This window comes from Kibdelosporangium aridum (assembly GCF_900176515.1).
GTDB lineage: Bacteria > Actinomycetota > Actinomycetes > Mycobacteriales > Pseudonocardiaceae > Kibdelosporangium > Kibdelosporangium aridum.
In genome coordinates this window covers 98101-115629 of record NZ_FWXV01000013.1, presented here as the reverse complement: position 1 = coordinate 115629, position 17529 = coordinate 98101, and the positions used below count along the sequence as shown (strand labels likewise).

Sequence of the window (17529 nt, the reverse complement as noted above, 5' to 3'; positions counted from 1 at the left end):
TCACTCACCACCCGCCGCGATGCGCTCGAGCTCACGGAGGATCTGTTCCTCGACCGTCTGAGCGAGTGCCTCGACTGTCTGTGCGGTCATGACGTCACGTGGCGTCAGCGAAACGTCGAAGGCCGCGTTCGTCTTGGCCGAGATGAGCACACTCTGGATGGAATCGCCGCCGAGGTCGAAGAAGTTGTCCCCGATGCCGATCCGGTCGACGCCAAGCACCGACGACCAGATCTCGGCCACGACCTGTTCGGTGTCCGACCGTGGCGCGACGTGGTCGGTCCGCACGGTCAGGTTCCAGTCCGGGGCGGGCAATGCGTTGCGATCGAGCTTTCCGTTGCTGTTGAGCGGCAACTGGTCGAGGGTGACGAAGGCCGCTGGAACCATGTAGTCCGGCAACGACGTTGCCGTCAACGAGCGGAGTGCCTCGATGTCGACGTGACCGTTGGACGGGACCACGTAGGCGACAATGTGTTTGCGGCCCTGGTCGGACCGTGCCACCACAACGGCGGAAGCAACACTGGGATGTCCAGTGAGGACGGTCTCGATCTCGCCCGGTTCGATGCGGAAGCCCCGGACCTTGACCTGATGATCCGCCCGGCCAAGGTATTCGATGGTTCCGTCCAGTCGTTGCCGGACGACATCGCCGGTCTGGTACATCCGGGCCCCGTCCGAGGTGAACGGGTCCGGCAGGAACCGGTTCGCGGTCAGGCCCGGCTTTCCGAGGTATCCGCGTGCGACCCCGGCGCCGCCGATGAACAACTCGCCTGCCGCGCCGACGGGCATCGGGCGGAGGCTGCTGTCCAGGACGTAAGCCTTGGCATTCATGACCGGCCGGCCGATGGTCGGCATCTCGGCGCCGTCGGAGTACCAGGCGGTCGAGTACACAGTGGCCTCTGTGGGGCCGTAGGCGTTGACTACCTTCGCCTCCGGGACGGCCGCCTGGAGGGCTTTGAAGACATGAGGTGGCAAGGCTTCGCCCGCCAGGACGAGCACGTCGGCATCCACTCGCAGGCCGGGTCCGTCAAGGAGGTTCGCGAACACCGAAGGGACACCGCTGGCCAAACTGCCCTGCCACGGGCGTTCGGCGAGCACGAGCAAGTCCTGGACCAGTTCGATGCTGCCACCGGACAGCAGCGGGCCGAAGATCTCGAACACCGACACGTCGAAGTTCAGCGAGGTCGACGCGAGCACGTGCGAAAGGTTGCCGATTTCCTGTGCCGCCCAGTGCATCAGGTTGACTGCGTTGCGATGCGACACCATGACGCCTTTGGGACGTCCGGTCGATCCAGAGGTGTGGATCACGTACGCGAGGTGGTCAGGGCGGAGTGGCTCGATCCGCTCCTTGTCGGTCACATCGACGTCGTCGTCACATCGCAACGCACAATTTTCATTGACCTCCTTCAGCACACAGACGGGTTGGGCATCGGCAAGGATCATTTCCTGACGGCTAGGTGGGTACGCGGGGTCGACCGGCACGTACCCACCGCCTGCTTTGAGGACCGCCAGCGCCGCCACGATCAAGTCGGGTGTGCGTGGCAGGGACAACGCGACTGTCCGCTCTGGACCGACGCCTTGGGCGATCAGCTGACGTGCCAGTCTGTTGGCGCGCGCGTTCAGCTCGCCGTACGTGAGGTTTCCATCGGCATGTCGCACTGCGACCGCGTCAGGTGTCCGGGCTGCCTGCTGCTGGAACATCTCCGGGAGGGTGGTCTGCGGGACCGCACACGTCGTGTCGTTCCACGACTCGATCTGCGCACGTTCACTGGGTGTCAGGATCGACAGCTCGCCGAGTTGCCGATCCGGGTCGAGCTGGTCGATCAGGACGCCGAGGTGTTCGGCCAGTCGCTCGATCGTGCGTTCGTCGAACCGGTCCCGCTCGAACCCGAGCATGATCTTCAGCGTGCGCCCGGGGTAGATCGTCGCGCTGAGCGAGTAGTTCGTGGCCTCGATCGCGGTCATGTCCGTGATCCGCAGTCCGTGCAACGAATCCGCCGGGTAGTTCTCGAACACCAGGATGCTGTCGAACAGCTCCACACCGCCGGGCACACCGCTGCATGCCTGCAACCGGGACAACGGCAGGTGTTCGAACTGGCGATTCTCGGTCTGCGCTTCCTGCAACGCCCGCAACCATTCGGCAACCGTGACCGACGGGTCCACATCGGACCTGACTGGCAACGTGTTGATAAGAATTCCCGTGATGCCGTCAGGCAGGTCCGCGGGGCGGCCGGAGACAGTCGCGCCGAAGCACACGTCGCGCTGGCCGCTGTAGCGCGACAGCAGCACGGCCCAGACACCTTGGATGACAGTGTTGAGCGTCAGACGGTGCCGTTTGGCGAACTCGTAGAGCTTCGACGAGGCTGATTCGTCCAATTCGAACGGAACCTGAGCCGCCGAGCGGGGTGCGCGTGACGACACCCGGTCGTACGGAAGCGGTGTCGGGGCGGTGAAGTCGCCGAGCACTCGACGCCAATGCTCTACAGCCTGGCGTTCGTCGCGTCCCTGGAGCCACTCGACGTAGTCACGGAACGGCGGCCGGTCGGGAACCTCAGCGCCCGCGTACCGGGCGAAGACGTCGTTGAGGACCTGGAAGATGCTCCAGCCATCCAGCAGCACATGGTGGAACGTCCACAGCACACGGACTTCGTCACCGGGCAGACGTGCCATGGTGATCCGCATCAGCGGCGCTTTGGACAGGTCGATGCCCTCGGCGCGATCCCTCGCCAGCAGGCTCTGCAGCGCCCGTTGTCTGCGGGCCTCGGAGTACCTCGACCAGTCGAGTACGTTGACCGGCAGCGTCACGCCTTCCCGCACGACCTGGACCGGTTCCTCGACACCCTGCCACACAATGGAACTGCGCAGCACCGGGGTCTGGCTGACGATGTACTGCCACGCCTTGGCCAGGCGCATCACGTTGGTCACGCCGCCGAGCACGAATGTGGTCTGCTGGAAGTACGTTCCTTCGTCCGGCTCGGACAGGTCGTGGAAGACCATGCCTGCCTGCATCGGTGTCAGCGGGTAGATGTCCTGCGCGGTCGGGCCGATGTGGTCGATCTGCTCCTGGGTCAACCTGGTCAGCGGGAAGTCGGACGGGGTACGGCCGACACTGCCGGGGGTGCGGATGATCTGCCGGAGGGCCGCCGACAGATCGTCCGCGAGCTTCCGCATGGTCGAGCCGGTGTGCACGTTCGACGAGTAGAACCACGTCAGCTCAAGGCAGCCCCGCTCGACCTTGCCCACGAGGTCGATCAGGTGGAACCGGTGGTGCGCCGGGCTCGCGTCCAGGTCCAGGCCGCCGATCCCGCGGTACAGCTCGCCTTGCGGCCAGTCCATCCTGCCCAGGTAGTTGAAGCTGATCTCTGGCCGCAGCCTCGGCCCGAGCACGCCGTATGACAAACCGTTGTGCGGCACGGCTCGCAGCTGTTCCTTGACCGACTTCAGTGTGTCCGACCACATCCGGTCCGGGACGTGCAGCCCGACCGGGAACATCGTGGTGAACCAGCCGACCGTCCTGGACAGGTCGGCGCCGCCGAACTCCTCACGGCCATGGCCTTCCAAGTCGATCAGCACGTCATCGCGGCCAGTCCAGCTCGCCAGTACGCGGCCGACCGCGCTCAGCAGGACGTCGTTGGCCTGCGTGTGATACCGCTTGGGCAGTTCTCGCAACAGTGTTTCGGTTTCCTGCTCGGTCAGCCGGGTGGTGACCGAGCGGGTGCTGGCGACCGTGTTGGGTCCCGTGCTGTCCACCGGAACCGGCCCTGGATCGGCGATGGCGTTCCAGTACCCGGCATCGGCGCTGAAGTCATGGCTCGCCAGCAGGCGTGACCAGTCCAGGAAGGACGTCGTCTTGGGGCCGAGGTCGATCGGCTCGCCGCGGACAGCCTGCTGGTACGCGGTGTTCAGGTCCTCAAGGAGGACCCGCCAGGACACCCCGTCGACAACGAGGTGGTGCACGGCCAGCAACACCGTGGTCGTGTCGATCAGGACGGCCTTCACCATCGGACCGGACGCGAGGTCGATGCCGCGGCCGACGAGGATCTGCTCCTCGGCGGGAGCGTTGCGCTGGATCCGCTTTCCCTCAACGGTCTCGAACCGCATTCGCAGCGCGTCATGGTGTTCGACAATCGCGGCGGCGGCCTTCTCCAATGCCTCGCCGTCATAGTTCTCGACCAGCTCGACCACGAGCGATTGGTTGAAGTGCTCCGGGTCGACCGGATGGTTGTCGAAGAACCACCGCTGGATCGGGGTCAACGGCGCTTCACCACTGACTGGTCCCTGTTCGACGAGCGCGACGGTCCCAGTAGTCGTCCCAGTGACGGTCTCAGTGACCATTGTGGCCAGTGCCGCGACGGTCTGGCGCGTGAAGATGTCCTTGGCCGTGACCGTGATCCCGGCCTGCTTTGCCTGGGAGACAACCCGGATCGCCAGGATCGAGTCACCGCCGAGTTCGAAGAAGTTGTCGCGGACACCGACGCGCGGCACACCGAGAACCTTCGCGAAGATCTCAGTGAGTTTGGCCTCGGTCGGCGTGCGGGCCGGGACATACCCGTTCGACGTGTGCGCGACTTGCTGTGGGGCAACGACTTGGCGTGGGCCGAGTTCGCCGACGAGCCGGTCCGGATCGGTGACGACCGCGTCCAGCAGCTCGTGCAGCCACGTGGAGAACTGCTCGATGGTGGCCGGCTCGAACAGGTCCGTGTCGTATTCGAGGACCAGCAGCATCTCGTCGCCGCGCGGCCAGAACTCGACGACCAGGTCGAATCGGGCGTACGGGCGTGGCAGGTCGTATGGCCGGATGCGCAGGCCTGCCACCTCACGCGGCTGCACCATCGGGTTCTGCAAGACGACCATGGCCTGCAGTCGATCCGTGCCGAGTTGGTCGAACGGAACGTCCTCGTTGGCGAACGCGCCGAGCACGGTTTCCCGTACCTGGGCAAGGAAGTCCGCGAAGCGTGTCCCGGGATCCACATCGGACCTCAGGACCAGGGTGTTGACGAAGAAGCCTGCCACACCGTCCAGTTCGGACCTGGTGCGGCCGGAGCTCACGCTGCCGACCGCGACATCACGTTCGCCGGTCCAGCCGGAAAGAAGAACTTTGACCGCCGCCGCCAAGGTCGTGAACAGCGTCGCGCCATGCGCTTGGCCCACTTGGGTCAGCCGCTGCACGAGCTCGGCGTCAAACCGGCTGCGGTGCACCGCACCCGTCGGGCCGGGCCTTGCGGCGCGCGGGTGGTCGACTGGCAACTTCAGCGACCGCATTCCGGCCAGCTTCTGCTGCCAGTACGCACGTTGGCCGCTGACGTCACGATCGCGCTGCCACACCGCGAAGTCCGCGTACTGGATCGGCAGCGACGGCAGGTCCGTACCGCCTGAGTACAGCTTCCACAGTTCGTTGAGCAGGACTTCGACCGACCAGCCGTCGGTGATGATGTGGTGCTGGCACAGAACTAGCACTTGCTCGTCAGTGCCGAGCCGGACCAGCACCGCGCGGGACAGCGGCCCATGCCGCAGGTCGAACGGCCGCGCCAGCTCGGTATCGATGCACGACACAGAATCGCTGATGTACAAGGGGATCTCACTGTCGGCTGCGATCACTTGCACGGGCTCGCCGTGCGCGGTGCCGAATGTGGTCCGGAGAATCTCGTGCCGGTCGACCAACGCCGCCAGTGCGGAGCGCAGCTTCTCAACGTCGACGTGACCGGACAGCCGGACACCGATCGCGGTGTTGTTGCCCGCACCCACGAGCTCGTCCTGGATCCAGAGCCGGTGCTGGGCCGGAGAAAGCGGATACACATGTCCCCGCGCGACGCGCTCGATCGGCGCGGCGGTCGTAGCAGCCGGAATCAACGCCGCGAGTCCGGCAATGGTCCGTGCGTCGAACACCGCACGCGCAGGCAACTCGACACCGAGGTCCGTTCGCACGCGGGCCAGGACGCGACTGCTCAGAATCGAGTCGCCGCCCAGCAACCCGAAGTCGTCCTCGATGCCGACCTGGTCGATCCCGAGCACCTCGGCCCAGATCCGCGCCAAGGCGCTTTCGACGGGTGTGCGCGGCGGGGCGTAGGACGGTCCGGCCTCGACGACCGGCGCGGGCAACGCGGAGCGGTCCAGCTTTCCGTTGGGGCTCAACGGGAACTCGCGGAGCACGACAAAGGCCGACGGGACCATGTACTCCGGCAGCACCTCGGCGACCCAGTCGCGCAGATCCGGTTCGCCGGTCGATGTCACGTACGCGACCAGCCGTTTGAGGCCCTGGTCCGACCGCGCGACCACGACGGCGCCGTCGACCTCAGGGTGCTTACGCAGCACGGCCTCGATCTCACCCGGTTCGATCCGGAAGCCACGGATCTTGACCTGGTGGTCGGCGCGGCCGACGAACTCCAGCTCGCCGGACTCGTTCCAGCGCACGACGTCCCCGGTGCGGTACATCCGGCTGCCCGGCGGACCGTACGGATCGGCCACGAACCGGGACGCGGTCAGGCCCGGCCGGTCGAGGTAGCCACGCGCCAGGCCGATGCCGGAGACGTAGAGCTCACCGCAGTCGACCGGCTGAAGCGATTCGTCAAGTACATGTGCGGTGGTGTTCCAGATCGGGCCACCGATCGGTGGGGCCGACTCGCTCGGGGCGAGCGGCGAGCTCCAGGTGGCCACGACTGTGCATTCCGTCGGGCCGTACGCGTTGATCATCTGACGGCCGGGCGACCAGTGGCGCACCAGTTCGGCGTCACACGCGTCACCGCCGACGATCAGGCATCGGAAGTCCGGCAAGGCGCTGGCCAGGGATGACGGCACCGTCGCCAGCGCGACCGGCGGGATCAGCGCATGGGTCACGCGGGCACGGCCGAGCACTTCGGCGAGTTGTTCGCCGAGCAGCGGACCCGGCGGCGGCACGACGAGCGCGGCGCCCGCGGGCAGTGACATGCAGAGTTCGAGGACGGAAGCGTCGAAGCTCGGCGAGGAGAACTGCAGTACGCGGTCGCCCGGCTGAACCCCGAACCGGCTGATCTCGGCGGCGGAGAAACTCGCCAGCCCCCGGTGGGTGACGACGACGCCTTTCGGCCGGCCGGTGGAGCCGGACGTGTAGATCACGTACGCGGGGTGATCGACACTCAGCTCCACCCGCGGCGGCCAGGACGGCATCTCGTCGATCGCGGGATCGCGCAAGTCCGAACGGGTAAGCGTGAGCACGGGAGCGGCGTCGGCGAGCATCATCTCGATGCGCTCCGCTGGGTAGTCGGGGTCCACCGGCAGGAAGGCCGCACCGGCCTTCATAACCGCCAGTTGAGCGACCACGATGTCGACCGATCGGGGCAGCAGCAGCGCGACGATCCGCTCCGGGCCCGCGCCACGGGCGACGAGCAGGTGAGCAAGCCGGTTGGCGCGTTGCTCCAGCTCGGCGTATCTAACGGTGGCGTCGTCGTGCCGGATAGCCGGTAATCCCGGGGTGCGGGCAGCTTGCCGTTCGAACAGCCGCGGAAATGTCAGGGTTGGCACCTGGACTTTTTCGCCCGTGCCAAGGACAGCATTGTTCGCCAGCATGATCAGGGGCACCTTTCATGCGTGTGCTTTTACGCAGCCACAAGTTCGGGCAATGAACCAGCGCGGCAACGTGTTTGTTTACCGGCGGGCCAGGGCAAGCCTGCCGTTGACGTGAATCCGATCTATTTCCCCGGTTCTCGGGTTCTTCAAACATCGACCCGCGTACAATCGCTGACCGGTCTGGTCATCTTCGAGGCTAAAAGTAAGATCCCGATGAAAGGTGATCGTCGCCTGCGGATCGCCATCCACCGAAAAGACCAGGTCATCCGCGATCGAATATTCCGTATCGCCGTTCCAATAACTCCCCGCGCAGCCGGCAGGCGGTGACAGGACGACGTCGGGCACGGCCGTCAACGAGCCGCTCGGGATGGGCAAACCCCGGCGGCCCAGCTCGTCCACGACGTCGTCCCATAACCCCGCGCCCGCACTGGAATTGCAGGTCAAGGCGACCACCGTGCCGGTGGCCGGGTCGATCCTGAGCTGACACCACGTCCCGTCACCGGTGCCGTCGTGCCCGATCCATTTCTTTTCGGCCAAGCCGTCGAAAACGGCGAGGCCAAGGCCCCACGCGTCGGCCAGGCCGAAGGCGTCGGCCACCGGTTGACGCATCAGACGGGCGAGTTCGTAAGGCAGGACGTCGCCGCCGTCGAGCAGCATCCGGCCGAACGTGACCAGGTCAGCGGCACTGGCCGCGAGCGCTCCAGCCGGTGCTTCGGCGAGCGTGATGTTCTGGTCGACCGGCCTGGCCCGGCCGGCGTGCCCGGTCGCGATCGGCCTGCCGGTGGCCGGGCCGACGACGAACGCGGGCTCGATGCCCAGCGGCCGCAGCACGATCGACTCGACCGCGGTGAACCACGTCATCCCGGTCACTGCCTCGATCAGCGCGCCGACCAGCACAAACCCGGCGTTCGAATAGGAGAAGTCGCGGCCGGGCGGCTGGATCAGCCCGGCTCGCGCGACCAGCCTGCGCATCGACGGCCCGCCGTCCGGGCCGGATTCCAGGCCGCTGGTGTGGCTGAGCAGCTGCCGCGGCGTGATCGCCGCGGTGGCCTTGCCGTCGAGCTCGGGCAGGTGCTCGCCGACGGGTTCGTCCAGGTCAAGATCACCGTCGGCGACCAGAACCATGGCCGTCGCCGCGGTGAACGCCTTCCCGATGGAACCGATGGGGAAGGCCAAGTCCGGTGTGACTGGACGTCCTGTGCCGTGTTCGGCCACACCCGAGAACACAGAGACCAGCTGTCCCCGATGCCACAGGGCACACTGCGCTCCCGGCACGTGGTGCGCGCTGACCAACGCCGCTACCACTTCGGAAAGCCCGGCTAAATCACTTCGGCCGGCCAGCCCGATTAATCCCCCACCGCCATCCCCCGATGCCGATAACACCCCGATTTCCTCTCGTCCACTCCTCGGCCGAACGGTTTCCCCGCCGACTGGGACGCACCCTTTCCCCGTCGAACCCCGTTCATTGACTCCCAACGCATACCCACTCTGCACTCGCCGTCAACCCGGCCTATACCGCCATTCGTGGTGTCGTGGTTTGTGAAAGTAGTGATTGAAACCGCAAGCATCTATGGCCGGGAACGCTACGGAGTTGTAGCAACGTCGACTTTGGCTCGACTGGAGGCGTTTAGAGCGAGGCCGGACCGGGAAATGTGCCGATGATCGACACCACCGGTCACTGCATCGCGATGATCTACCTTTTGTTACCGATAAATTTCGGCTATACCCCAACAGAGCGTGACAACGCGCCGAACAGCCGCGAGCTCCCAATTAGTGGACGTCTAGACTGGGCGCATGCCGCGAGTTCGTACCGCGCTGGCCGTCGGTCTGCTCGCGGTGTTGGTAGCTGCCGCGTTCGTGTTGCCCGTCCCGGGCCCGAGCGACGTGCGAACGTGGGCGCTCGGCGCGGGCGCCGCCGCTCCCCTGTTGATGTTCGTGACGTACGTCGTCGCGACGATCGTGCCGATCCCTCGCACAGTGTTCTCACTGGCATCGGGGCTCTTGCTCGGCCCTGTGCTCGGCGTCCTCGTGGCGATGTCGGCGACCGCGCTCAGCGCAGTCCTGGGCTTCGCCCTCGCCCGCTGGGTCGGTCGCGGGTTGGTCGCTCGCCACTTGGACAAGGCGGCCGTACGGACTGTCGACGCGAAGCTCAGCGGCGGCGGTTGGCTCGCGGTGGCGTCACTGCGACTGATCCCGCTCATCCCGTTCACACCAATGAACTACTGCTGCGGCGTCTCTTCCGTACGCATGACGCCGTTCATCGCCGGCACGGTGATCGGCAGCCTTCCGGGTACGACGGCCGCCGTGCTGATCGGCGACACGCTCACCGGGTTCAGCAACCCGATCGGCCTCATCGTTTCCGGCGCTTGCGCGCTCGCCGGTGCGGCCGGGCTTTACCTGGTCATCCGCCGGAAGGCCCCGGCTGCGCTGCCGGATCCTGTTGAACAGCAGTCATGATCTGGTCCCGGTAGGCCTGGAACGCATGCCAGCCAGTGGGATCAGCGGTTCGCAGGACGTCACCCGTGGACAGGTCGATCGCGCCGCAGCCGAGCGCCCGCGCGATGGTCAAGACCACTGGCAGCACGTCGTCGCCACCTCCGCGGACGTGCAGCATGATCGAGCGAACCGGGTCCTCGGTGCCGATGTTGACTTCGATCACCCAGGTCGGGCCCATCACCTCGCCCCACGCGGGATCGCCGAGGCCGATGTCCGGCACAGCGGACCGCAGTGCGGCGTGCACCTCGCTGATCGTGCCGACGACCTCGGGATCGAAGTCAGCGGGCAGCTGATCCATCGACTCGAGGTCGTCGGGCACGGGTACCAGCAGGACGTCCCAACTCATGGGACATCAATCTAGTCGATCAGCTCGACCAGCCTCTCCAGTGACTTGTGCAGGTCGCCTTTGAGGGTCTTGCCGACGGCCGCCGAGATCGGGCCGAACATCCCAGGGCCGGTGAACTCCACGTCGAGCTCGCCGGTCGCGCCGTCGCCGTCCGGCTTCAACTTCAGCTCCAGCGACGCCTTCACACCTGCTTTGCCCTCGCCGGACAGCGTGATGCCGTTCGGCGGGTCATAGGAGGTGACCGACCAGGTGATGCGGTTGCGCAGGCCTTTCACCGACACCACCGATGTCAGCACTGTGCCTGTCTTGATCTCGCTGGGCACATCTCCTCGCCAGCCCTCATGCAACGCGAGCCACTCGCCGAAGCGGGACAGGTCCGACGCGGTCGCCCACGCCTTGTCCGGTCTGACTGGCATCGAGGTGGAAACGCTCACCTTGGTCACGGCTTCCTCCTTACGGTCGCAAGGACGGTACCGCCAATCGGCCGACTACGCCTGCCTCGATCAGGCGATCATGAACCGTTTCGCCCGGTCGAGCCAGTGGCGTCCACTTCTGGTAGAACTTCACGTTCCGCCACTGGGTCTGCGCGCTCGCCGTTTTGAGCGTGCCGTACACGCCGTACTTGAAGTAGTGGTCGCCCGGCGGACCGGAGCGGGTGATCTTCAGTGCCCCGTTGACGTAGATGGACACCTTGTTCGCCGTGCCGTCGTGGATGACGTTGATACGCACCCACTTGTTGTAGATCCCGCTGGTCAGCACCCGGCTGGAGCCGTCGCGCAACTCCCCGCCGTTAGCCGAGAAAGCCCTGATCATCAGGGTTGTGGCGCCGGCTCCGTCGTTGCCGAAGATCTGCATGCACGACTCGTCATTGGTCGGGGCGGTCACCCGCAGCTCGCCTTCGAACTGACGCAGCCCGGTGCGGTAGTCGTTCTGGACCCGGACTTCCACCCGGTTGGACTTGGTGCTGAGCAGCCTGAACGTCTCCACACCGCCCGACCGGTCGTAGGAGGCCCCGGGTTTCTCGGCGTGCGTGGTGGTGTTCCAGTTGTGCGGGTGGTTGACGCCACCGCTGACCACCTGGATCTTCTTTGCCGGGTTGACCTGAGTCCATCCGGAACCGATCGGCTCCGCCATGGCTGGCGCTGGCAGGGTGACCGTCATGGCCGCTGCTACGGCGACCGTCCATCTCGCCGCGCGGGAACGCTGCATGTGGTGCTCCTTCCCATCGTGAGTGCCCCGGGCGTGGGCACACCGACGGGACACCTGGCGCGGCGGTGGTCTATACCACACTAGGGCCGTTTCACCGGCCACACAAGCATTGGTCGCAGTATGTCCACAATAGACATAAGCTAAGCGCCAGGGACAAGAGCACTGACTCGGTCCAGCCGTGCGTGCCACCAGGCGACGCGTTCCGGGTCGGCCGCGTCGAACCGCCCCGGCACCGGCGGCCCGGGTGTGCGGACGTCGATGAAACCGTCCACTGGCACCAGCGAGTCATCCACGACATCGCCTGTCAGCAACGACAACGTGCCCAACCCGCACGCGAAGTCCAGCGAGGGCAATGCGGCCGCCAAGGCCACCTGAGCGGCCAAACCAATGCTTGTTTCCAACGCGGACGAGACGACACACGGCAACCCGGCGGCCTCGGCGACCTCAAGGGACCGTCGAACTCCACCCAATGGCGTGCACTTGATGACGGCGATGTCCGCCGCACCCGCGACCGCGACCTTCAGCGGATCCTCGGCCCGCCGGATCGACTCGTCCGCCGCTATCCGGACGTCAACCCTCCTGCGCACCAAGGCAAGTTCGTCGATCGTCGGGCACGGCTGCTCGACGTACTCCAGCCCACCCGCCGCCTTGTCCAACGCACGGATATGCGCCACCGCGGTGTCCACATCCCACACCGCGTTGGCGTCGACACGGATCTTTCCCGTCGGCCCCAAGGCATCCCGGACAGCCTCAACCCGCGCGATGTCCTCGGACAGCGAGTCCACATGGTCCGCGACCTTGATTTTGGCTGTCTGGCAACCGGAACGCGCCGCTATGTCGTGCGCCTTGGCAGCGGCTACGGCGGGAACCGTGCAGTTGACGGGTATCCGGTCACGCACCGGCGCGGGCCAGCCCACTGTGCACTGTTCCACCGCGGTGGCAAGCCAGGACGCCGCCTCGGCGTCGCCGTACTCGGCGAACGGGCAGAACTCACCCCAGCCCGCCGGGCCTTCGAGCAGCATGCCCTCGCGCACCGTGATGCCACGGAACTTGGTGCGCATGGGGATCGAATAGACCCGGGACTGGGCGAACAAGGTCACTTCAGCTGTGACTCGATGGCCGAGCGGACCTTCTCGTCGTCCGGCGTGACGGCCGGGCGGAACCGCGCGACGACCTCACCCTTGGCCGACAGCAGGAACTTCTCGAAGTTCCACTGGATGTCGCCCGCGTTGCCCTCCTCGTCGGCGAACTCGGTCAGCTCGGCGTACAGCGGGTGCTTGCCGGGCCCGTTGACCTCCAGTTTCTCGGTCATCGGGAAACTCACGCCGTACGTGGTCGAGCAGAACGTCTGGATGTCCTGCGCGCTGCCCGGCTCCTGGCCGCCGAACTGGTTGCACGGCACGCCGATCACGGTGAACCCACGCGGCCCGTACTCCTTCTGCAGCTGCTCCAGCGCGGTGTACTGCGGGGTCAGACCGCACTTGGAGGCCACGTTCACCACCAGCGCGACCTTCCCGCCGGTCATCTCGTCCAGCGTGGTGGCCGCGCCGTCCAGGGTCGTGATCTTCACGTGCGTCTCCTCTCGTGGGTGTCCCAACACTAGAACACCCACGAGCCAGAGCGATCTAGAACCTGACTTTCGCCAGGTACTCCTGCCCTCGCCGGGCGGTCAGCAGCGGGTCACGCGGAGTGTCGTGCTCCACCACGTACTCGCTGATGCCGGATTGGGCATACCGGGCGAAAATCCTCGGGAAGTCGATCGTGCCGTAGCCGAGGTCCTCGAAGGACCCGTTGGCCGCCATGTCCTTGACGTGGAACACCGGGAACCGGCGCGGGTAGCGTTCGAAGTACGCCACCGGGTCGTACCCGGGTTTCACGATCCAGTACAGGTCCAGCTCGAAGTTGACGAACCGGGGATCGGTTTGTTCCACGAGGATGTCGTAGAGCACCCTGCCGTCCACTTTGAGGAAGTCGACGTCATGGTTGTGGAACAAGAACTTCATACCGGCGCTGCGGCACTTGATGCCCCATTCCTGGAACTTGGCCGCCGCGTGGGTGTAGCCGGCCACTGTGCGCAGTGACCCGGGCAGGGACGGCACCACCACGTACCGGACGCCCAGAATCCTGGCGATCTGCAGTTCCCGCTCGACGTTCGCGTTCATCGCGTCCCAGCTGGTGTGCGTCAGGACCGCACGCACCCCGCCGATGTCCAGCATGTCCCGGAACTTCTCCGGTGTGTGGCCGTAGAGACCGCTGACGCCGACGGTCGCGTAACCCATACCGCCGAGCGCGCTGAGTGTCCCTTGTGGATCGGTCGTCATGATGTTGCGGACGGTGTACAGCTGGATCCCGATGTGGTCGAGCGGGACCGAGTGTTGCGGCTCGTCAGCGGCCGCAACACCCGGGACCTGCAGACCACCCGCGACCACGGTGGTTCCCAAAGCAGCCTTCAGGAACCGACGCCGTGAGGTAGTCATCGTTGACCCCTAGTTGACAGTGATCAGCACGGTGTTCGAGCTGTGCGCTCCTGTGTTGTCCGTTGTGGTCAGACGCGCCGTGTAGACGCCCTTGCGGGTGTACTGGTGCGACACCGATGCCCCTGAGCCCGCGGGCGTGTTGTCGCCGAAGTCCCACGAGTACCCCGTGACCGTCCGGCCTGCCGGCGGGTTCACCGCGGACGTGAAGTTCACCGTCAGCGGTGCCGGGCCGGTCCGGACCGACGGCGTGATCACGATTCCCGTCGCGGTACCGGGCTTCGCCATGCCTTCGCCGTTGAACTGCAACCAGTCCAGCGACATGAGGTCGGGCGAAGCCGGTGTCCACGCCGGATTCGTGAACACGGCGTACAACTTGACCGTACGGCCGGGGTTCGTCAGCGACACCGTCGGTGAGATGACGTTGCCCCAGTCACCCGTGTTCGGGATCGCGACCGAGCCGAGCAACTGCCCGGTTGGTGAATCGGCACGGAACTCGATCGTGCCGCCGAGACCGCCGGACGCGGCGCCGACCGTGACCGAGTTGATCTTGGTCAGGTTCACCGGGTCGTACGCGACCCAGTCACCGTGCTCGATCTCGCCAAGGCGCTTGCCCGCCGAGGCACCGGTGTTGTTCACCACGACCGGTCCGCCCTGCGCACCACCAAGTCCCTCGTGGTGCTCGGCTTCCTTGCGCTTGGGCTCAAGCACCAGGTGCGCCGAACCGGTCAACGCCGGCACGCCACGCGGCCCGCCACCGTCGGTGTACTGCGCGGCCACTGCCACGTACAGGTTCTGGCCCGGACCGTGGCTGGCTCCCTGGTCGGTCTTGATCTCGCCACGGCACCCGGTCACGTTGTCCATCGGGTGCAGGTGCGAGTCGTGTCCCAACTGGGACTGCACAACGACCTTGGCGCAGTCGATCCGGCCGTCCTCCCGGTCGGTGACCCGGACTTCGAACGGAATCGTGTCGCCCCAGTCGAACGCGCCACCGTTGACCGGCATGACGACCCTGACCTCAGGCCTGGTGTTGCCCGCCGTGATGGTCGTCGCCGCGGTGCCGTCGAGACCGTTCTTCCGGCTCTTCACCGTCAGAAGCACGTCGTACTGGCCCGGGTTGGCGTAGGTGTACGTCGGGTTGGGCTCAGTCGAGTCGACCGTGCCGTTTCCGTCGAAGTCCCAGGCATAGTCGATCGCTTCGCCGTCACCACCGGCCGACCCCGCGCTGGAGAACTTCACCGTAAGCGGATAACGGCCGGAGTCCACATCGGTCTGCAGCTTCGCGATCGGCCTGCGGCCGTTGGCCACGTAGTCGATCCGGTAGATACCCGATCCCTCGTTGCTGCCGCCACGACCGGTGCCGCTGCCGGAACCGAAGTCGATCACGTACATCGAGCCGTCCGGACCCATGTGCGCGGAGAACGCCTGGATCCAGCTCATGTTCGTGAACACCTTGTTGATCGACTGCAGATCGCCCTGCTTCACCGCGGGGAACCGCGGGTTGGCGAAGCTCTGGTCGGTGCGCTGGAACGAGAACGTCTTGAAGTACCCGCGAGTCAGCTCGTAGCCGAACCACTTGCCGTTGTAGTACTCGGGGAACTTCGTGACCAACGGGTTGTTCGGGTCGTACTGGTAGACCGGCCCGGACATCGGGCCACCGCCGCCGGTACCGAGTTCGGGGAACTCGGCCGACGCGGAGTACGCGTACCAGATCGTCGCCGGATCGGCGGGCGGCAGGTTACGCAGCCCCGTGTTGTTCGGCGAGTCGTTGACCAGGTTGGCGCAGTCGAACTTCGGGCCGGACGTGCCGGTCGCGAAGTCGTAGTCGTTGAACGGTGTGTTGTTGCCGATGCAGTACGGCCAGCCCTGGTTGCTCGCCTTGGTCAGCCGGGTGAACTCGACTGTCCCTTCCGGACCGCGGTTCGGGTTGGCCGCCCGGGCGTCGGGGCCGTAGTCCGCGATCATCAGCGCGTCGGTGATCGGGTCGATCGTGATCCGGAACGGGTTGCGCATGCCCATGACGTAGATCTCGGGCTTGGTCTTCTCGGTTCCCGGCGGGAACAGGTTGCCCTGCGGGATGGTGTACGTCCCGTCGGGCTGCGGCGTGATCCGCAGGATCTTGCCACGGAAATCGTTGGTGTTGCCGGAAGTTCCCTGCGCGTCCAGCGCGCGGCGGCCCGGCCGCTCGTCGATCGGCGTGAACCCGTCGGAGTTGAACGGGTCGGAGTTGTCGCCGGTCGCGATGTACAGGTTGCCGTGCTTGTCGAACTGGATCGACCCACCCATGTGCGAGTTCGCCCGGAACTCGTCACGGAAGGTCGGGATCTCCAGCAGCCGCTTCTCGCTCGCCACGTCGACCTTGTCGCCGACCACGGTGAACCGGGAGAGGTTCTGCCGTTTCTCGACCTTGTCGGAGTACAGCAAGTAGACCCAGTTGTTCTGCGCGAAGTTGTTGTCCAGCGCGATACCCAGCAGACCGTCGGACTGACTGGTCATCTGCGGGGTGTACGCGAAGTCCAGCGCGGTCGAGATCTTCAGCGTGCGCTGGTCGAGGATCTTGAGCGCACCGGTGCGCTGGACGTAGAACACGCGCCGGTCGGGCGCGACGGCCAGCTCGAACGGATCCGCGAGACCCTGCGTGACGAGCGGGATCTTCTGGAACATGTTGTCCTTTGTGGCCGAACAGTCGCCCTGTTTGGCGCCTGCCGCCCACTCCAGACCGCCGAGCAGGTGCTGCAGGTACACGGGGTCGGAGAACCTGGGGGCACCGTGACCCAGCATGCTGTACCACGAGCGGCCACCGTCGTAGTTCTGGCACCACGTGATCGGGTGGTCGATACCCTGGTCGAGACCGGTGATCCCGTCACGGACCTTGACCTGCGCGAGGGTGTGCACCTTGCCGGTCGGGTTGGCCTTCCAGTTGTACCACTCCTCGCCTTCCAGCTCCCACAGGTCCGGAAGGTGCTTTGTGGACGGGTGGACGTGGTCGAGCACCTTGGCCCGGCCCGGCTGGATCGGCGGGTGGTTGGTGAAGATCGCGCCGACGAGGCCCTCGTACCAGGCCCAGTCCCGCTCGCTGGCGGTGGCGGCGTGGATACCGGTGAACCCGCCGCCCGCGCGGATGTAGCGCTGGAACGCCGCGCGCTGATCGGCGTTGAGCAGATCACCGGACTGCGGCGTGGAGTTGGTGTTGTTGAAGATGACCGTGGCGAACCGGGCGAGGTTGGTGTCGGTGAAGGCGGCCGCGTCCTCGGTCGCCTCCACCGTGAAGTTGTTCTCCTCACCCAGTTTCTTGATCGCCGCGACCCCGGCGGGGATTGAGTCGTGCCGGAAGTTGGTCGTCTTGGAGAAGACCAGTACGGAGAACCGCGGCTCAGCCGCGGCCGCGGGCAACCCGAAGGCGCCCGCCAGCAGCAGGACAGCGCAGAACAACGCCCGCAGGCGTGCGGCGGGATTCATGGCTGTCAG

Annotated in this window: 9 protein-coding genes and 1 pseudogene; 1 reads left to right on the top strand and 9 read right to left on the bottom strand. The window is 66.0% G+C overall.

The features are described from left to right. Positions 1-7536, bottom strand: a pseudogene (locus B9C43_RS47675) (non-ribosomal peptide synthetase); the annotation flags it as partial. 78 nt (positions 7537-7614) lie between these two features. Beyond that, positions 7615-8841, bottom strand: coding sequence for a serine hydrolase domain-containing protein (locus tag B9C43_RS47670; RefSeq protein ID WP_235039266.1), 1227 nt, complete (start codon positions 8839-8841; stop codon positions 7615-7617). Between the two features lie 489 nt (positions 8842-9330). Between B9C43_RS47670 and B9C43_RS47665 the strand changes: the two genes are divergently transcribed. After that, positions 9331-9993, top strand: a complete 663-nt coding sequence (locus B9C43_RS47665; RefSeq protein WP_033382494.1) for a TVP38/TMEM64 family protein — start codon at positions 9331-9333, stop codon at positions 9991-9993. Here the strand turns inward: B9C43_RS47665 and B9C43_RS47660 are convergent. The 7 genes from B9C43_RS47660 to B9C43_RS47630 form a co-directional block, all read right to left on the bottom strand. After that, the gene (locus B9C43_RS47660; RefSeq protein ID WP_051895265.1) at positions 9938-10378 is read right to left on the bottom strand and encodes a hypothetical protein; all 441 of its coding nucleotides are present in this window, start codon (positions 10376-10378) and stop codon (positions 9938-9940) included. The genes B9C43_RS47665 and B9C43_RS47660 overlap by 56 nt on opposite strands. 11 nt (positions 10379-10389) lie before the next feature. Continuing rightward, entirely contained in the window at positions 10390-10821 is a 432-nt protein-coding gene (locus tag B9C43_RS47655; protein ID WP_033382493.1) for a type II toxin-antitoxin system Rv0910 family toxin, read from the bottom strand. Positions 10822-10831: 10 nt separating this feature from the next. Then, positions 10832-11587, bottom strand: a complete 756-nt coding sequence (locus tag B9C43_RS47650; RefSeq protein ID WP_084433938.1) for a polysaccharide lyase family 7 protein — start codon at positions 11585-11587, stop codon at positions 10832-10834. 140 nt (positions 11588-11727) lie between these two features. Then, the gene (locus B9C43_RS47645; protein WP_084433937.1) at positions 11728-12687 is read right to left on the bottom strand and encodes an o-succinylbenzoate synthase; all 960 of its coding nucleotides are present in this window, start codon (positions 12685-12687) and stop codon (positions 11728-11730) included. Beyond that, positions 12684-13157: a glutathione peroxidase gene (locus tag B9C43_RS47640; protein ID WP_268811626.1), complete on the bottom strand. Its 474-nt coding sequence runs from the start codon at positions 13155-13157 to the stop codon at positions 12684-12686. Before B9C43_RS47640 ends, B9C43_RS47645 begins: the two co-directional genes overlap by 4 nt. Positions 13158-13212: 55 nt before the next feature. Next, the gene (locus B9C43_RS47635; RefSeq protein ID WP_084433936.1) at positions 13213-14064 is read right to left on the bottom strand and encodes a sugar phosphate isomerase/epimerase family protein; all 852 of its coding nucleotides are present in this window, start codon (positions 14062-14064) and stop codon (positions 13213-13215) included. A gap of 9 nt (positions 14065-14073) precedes the next feature. Further along, positions 14074-17520, bottom strand: coding sequence for a ThuA domain-containing protein (locus B9C43_RS47630; protein ID WP_084433935.1), 3447 nt, complete (start codon positions 17518-17520; stop codon positions 14074-14076). Positions 17521-17529 lie beyond the last annotated feature (9 nt).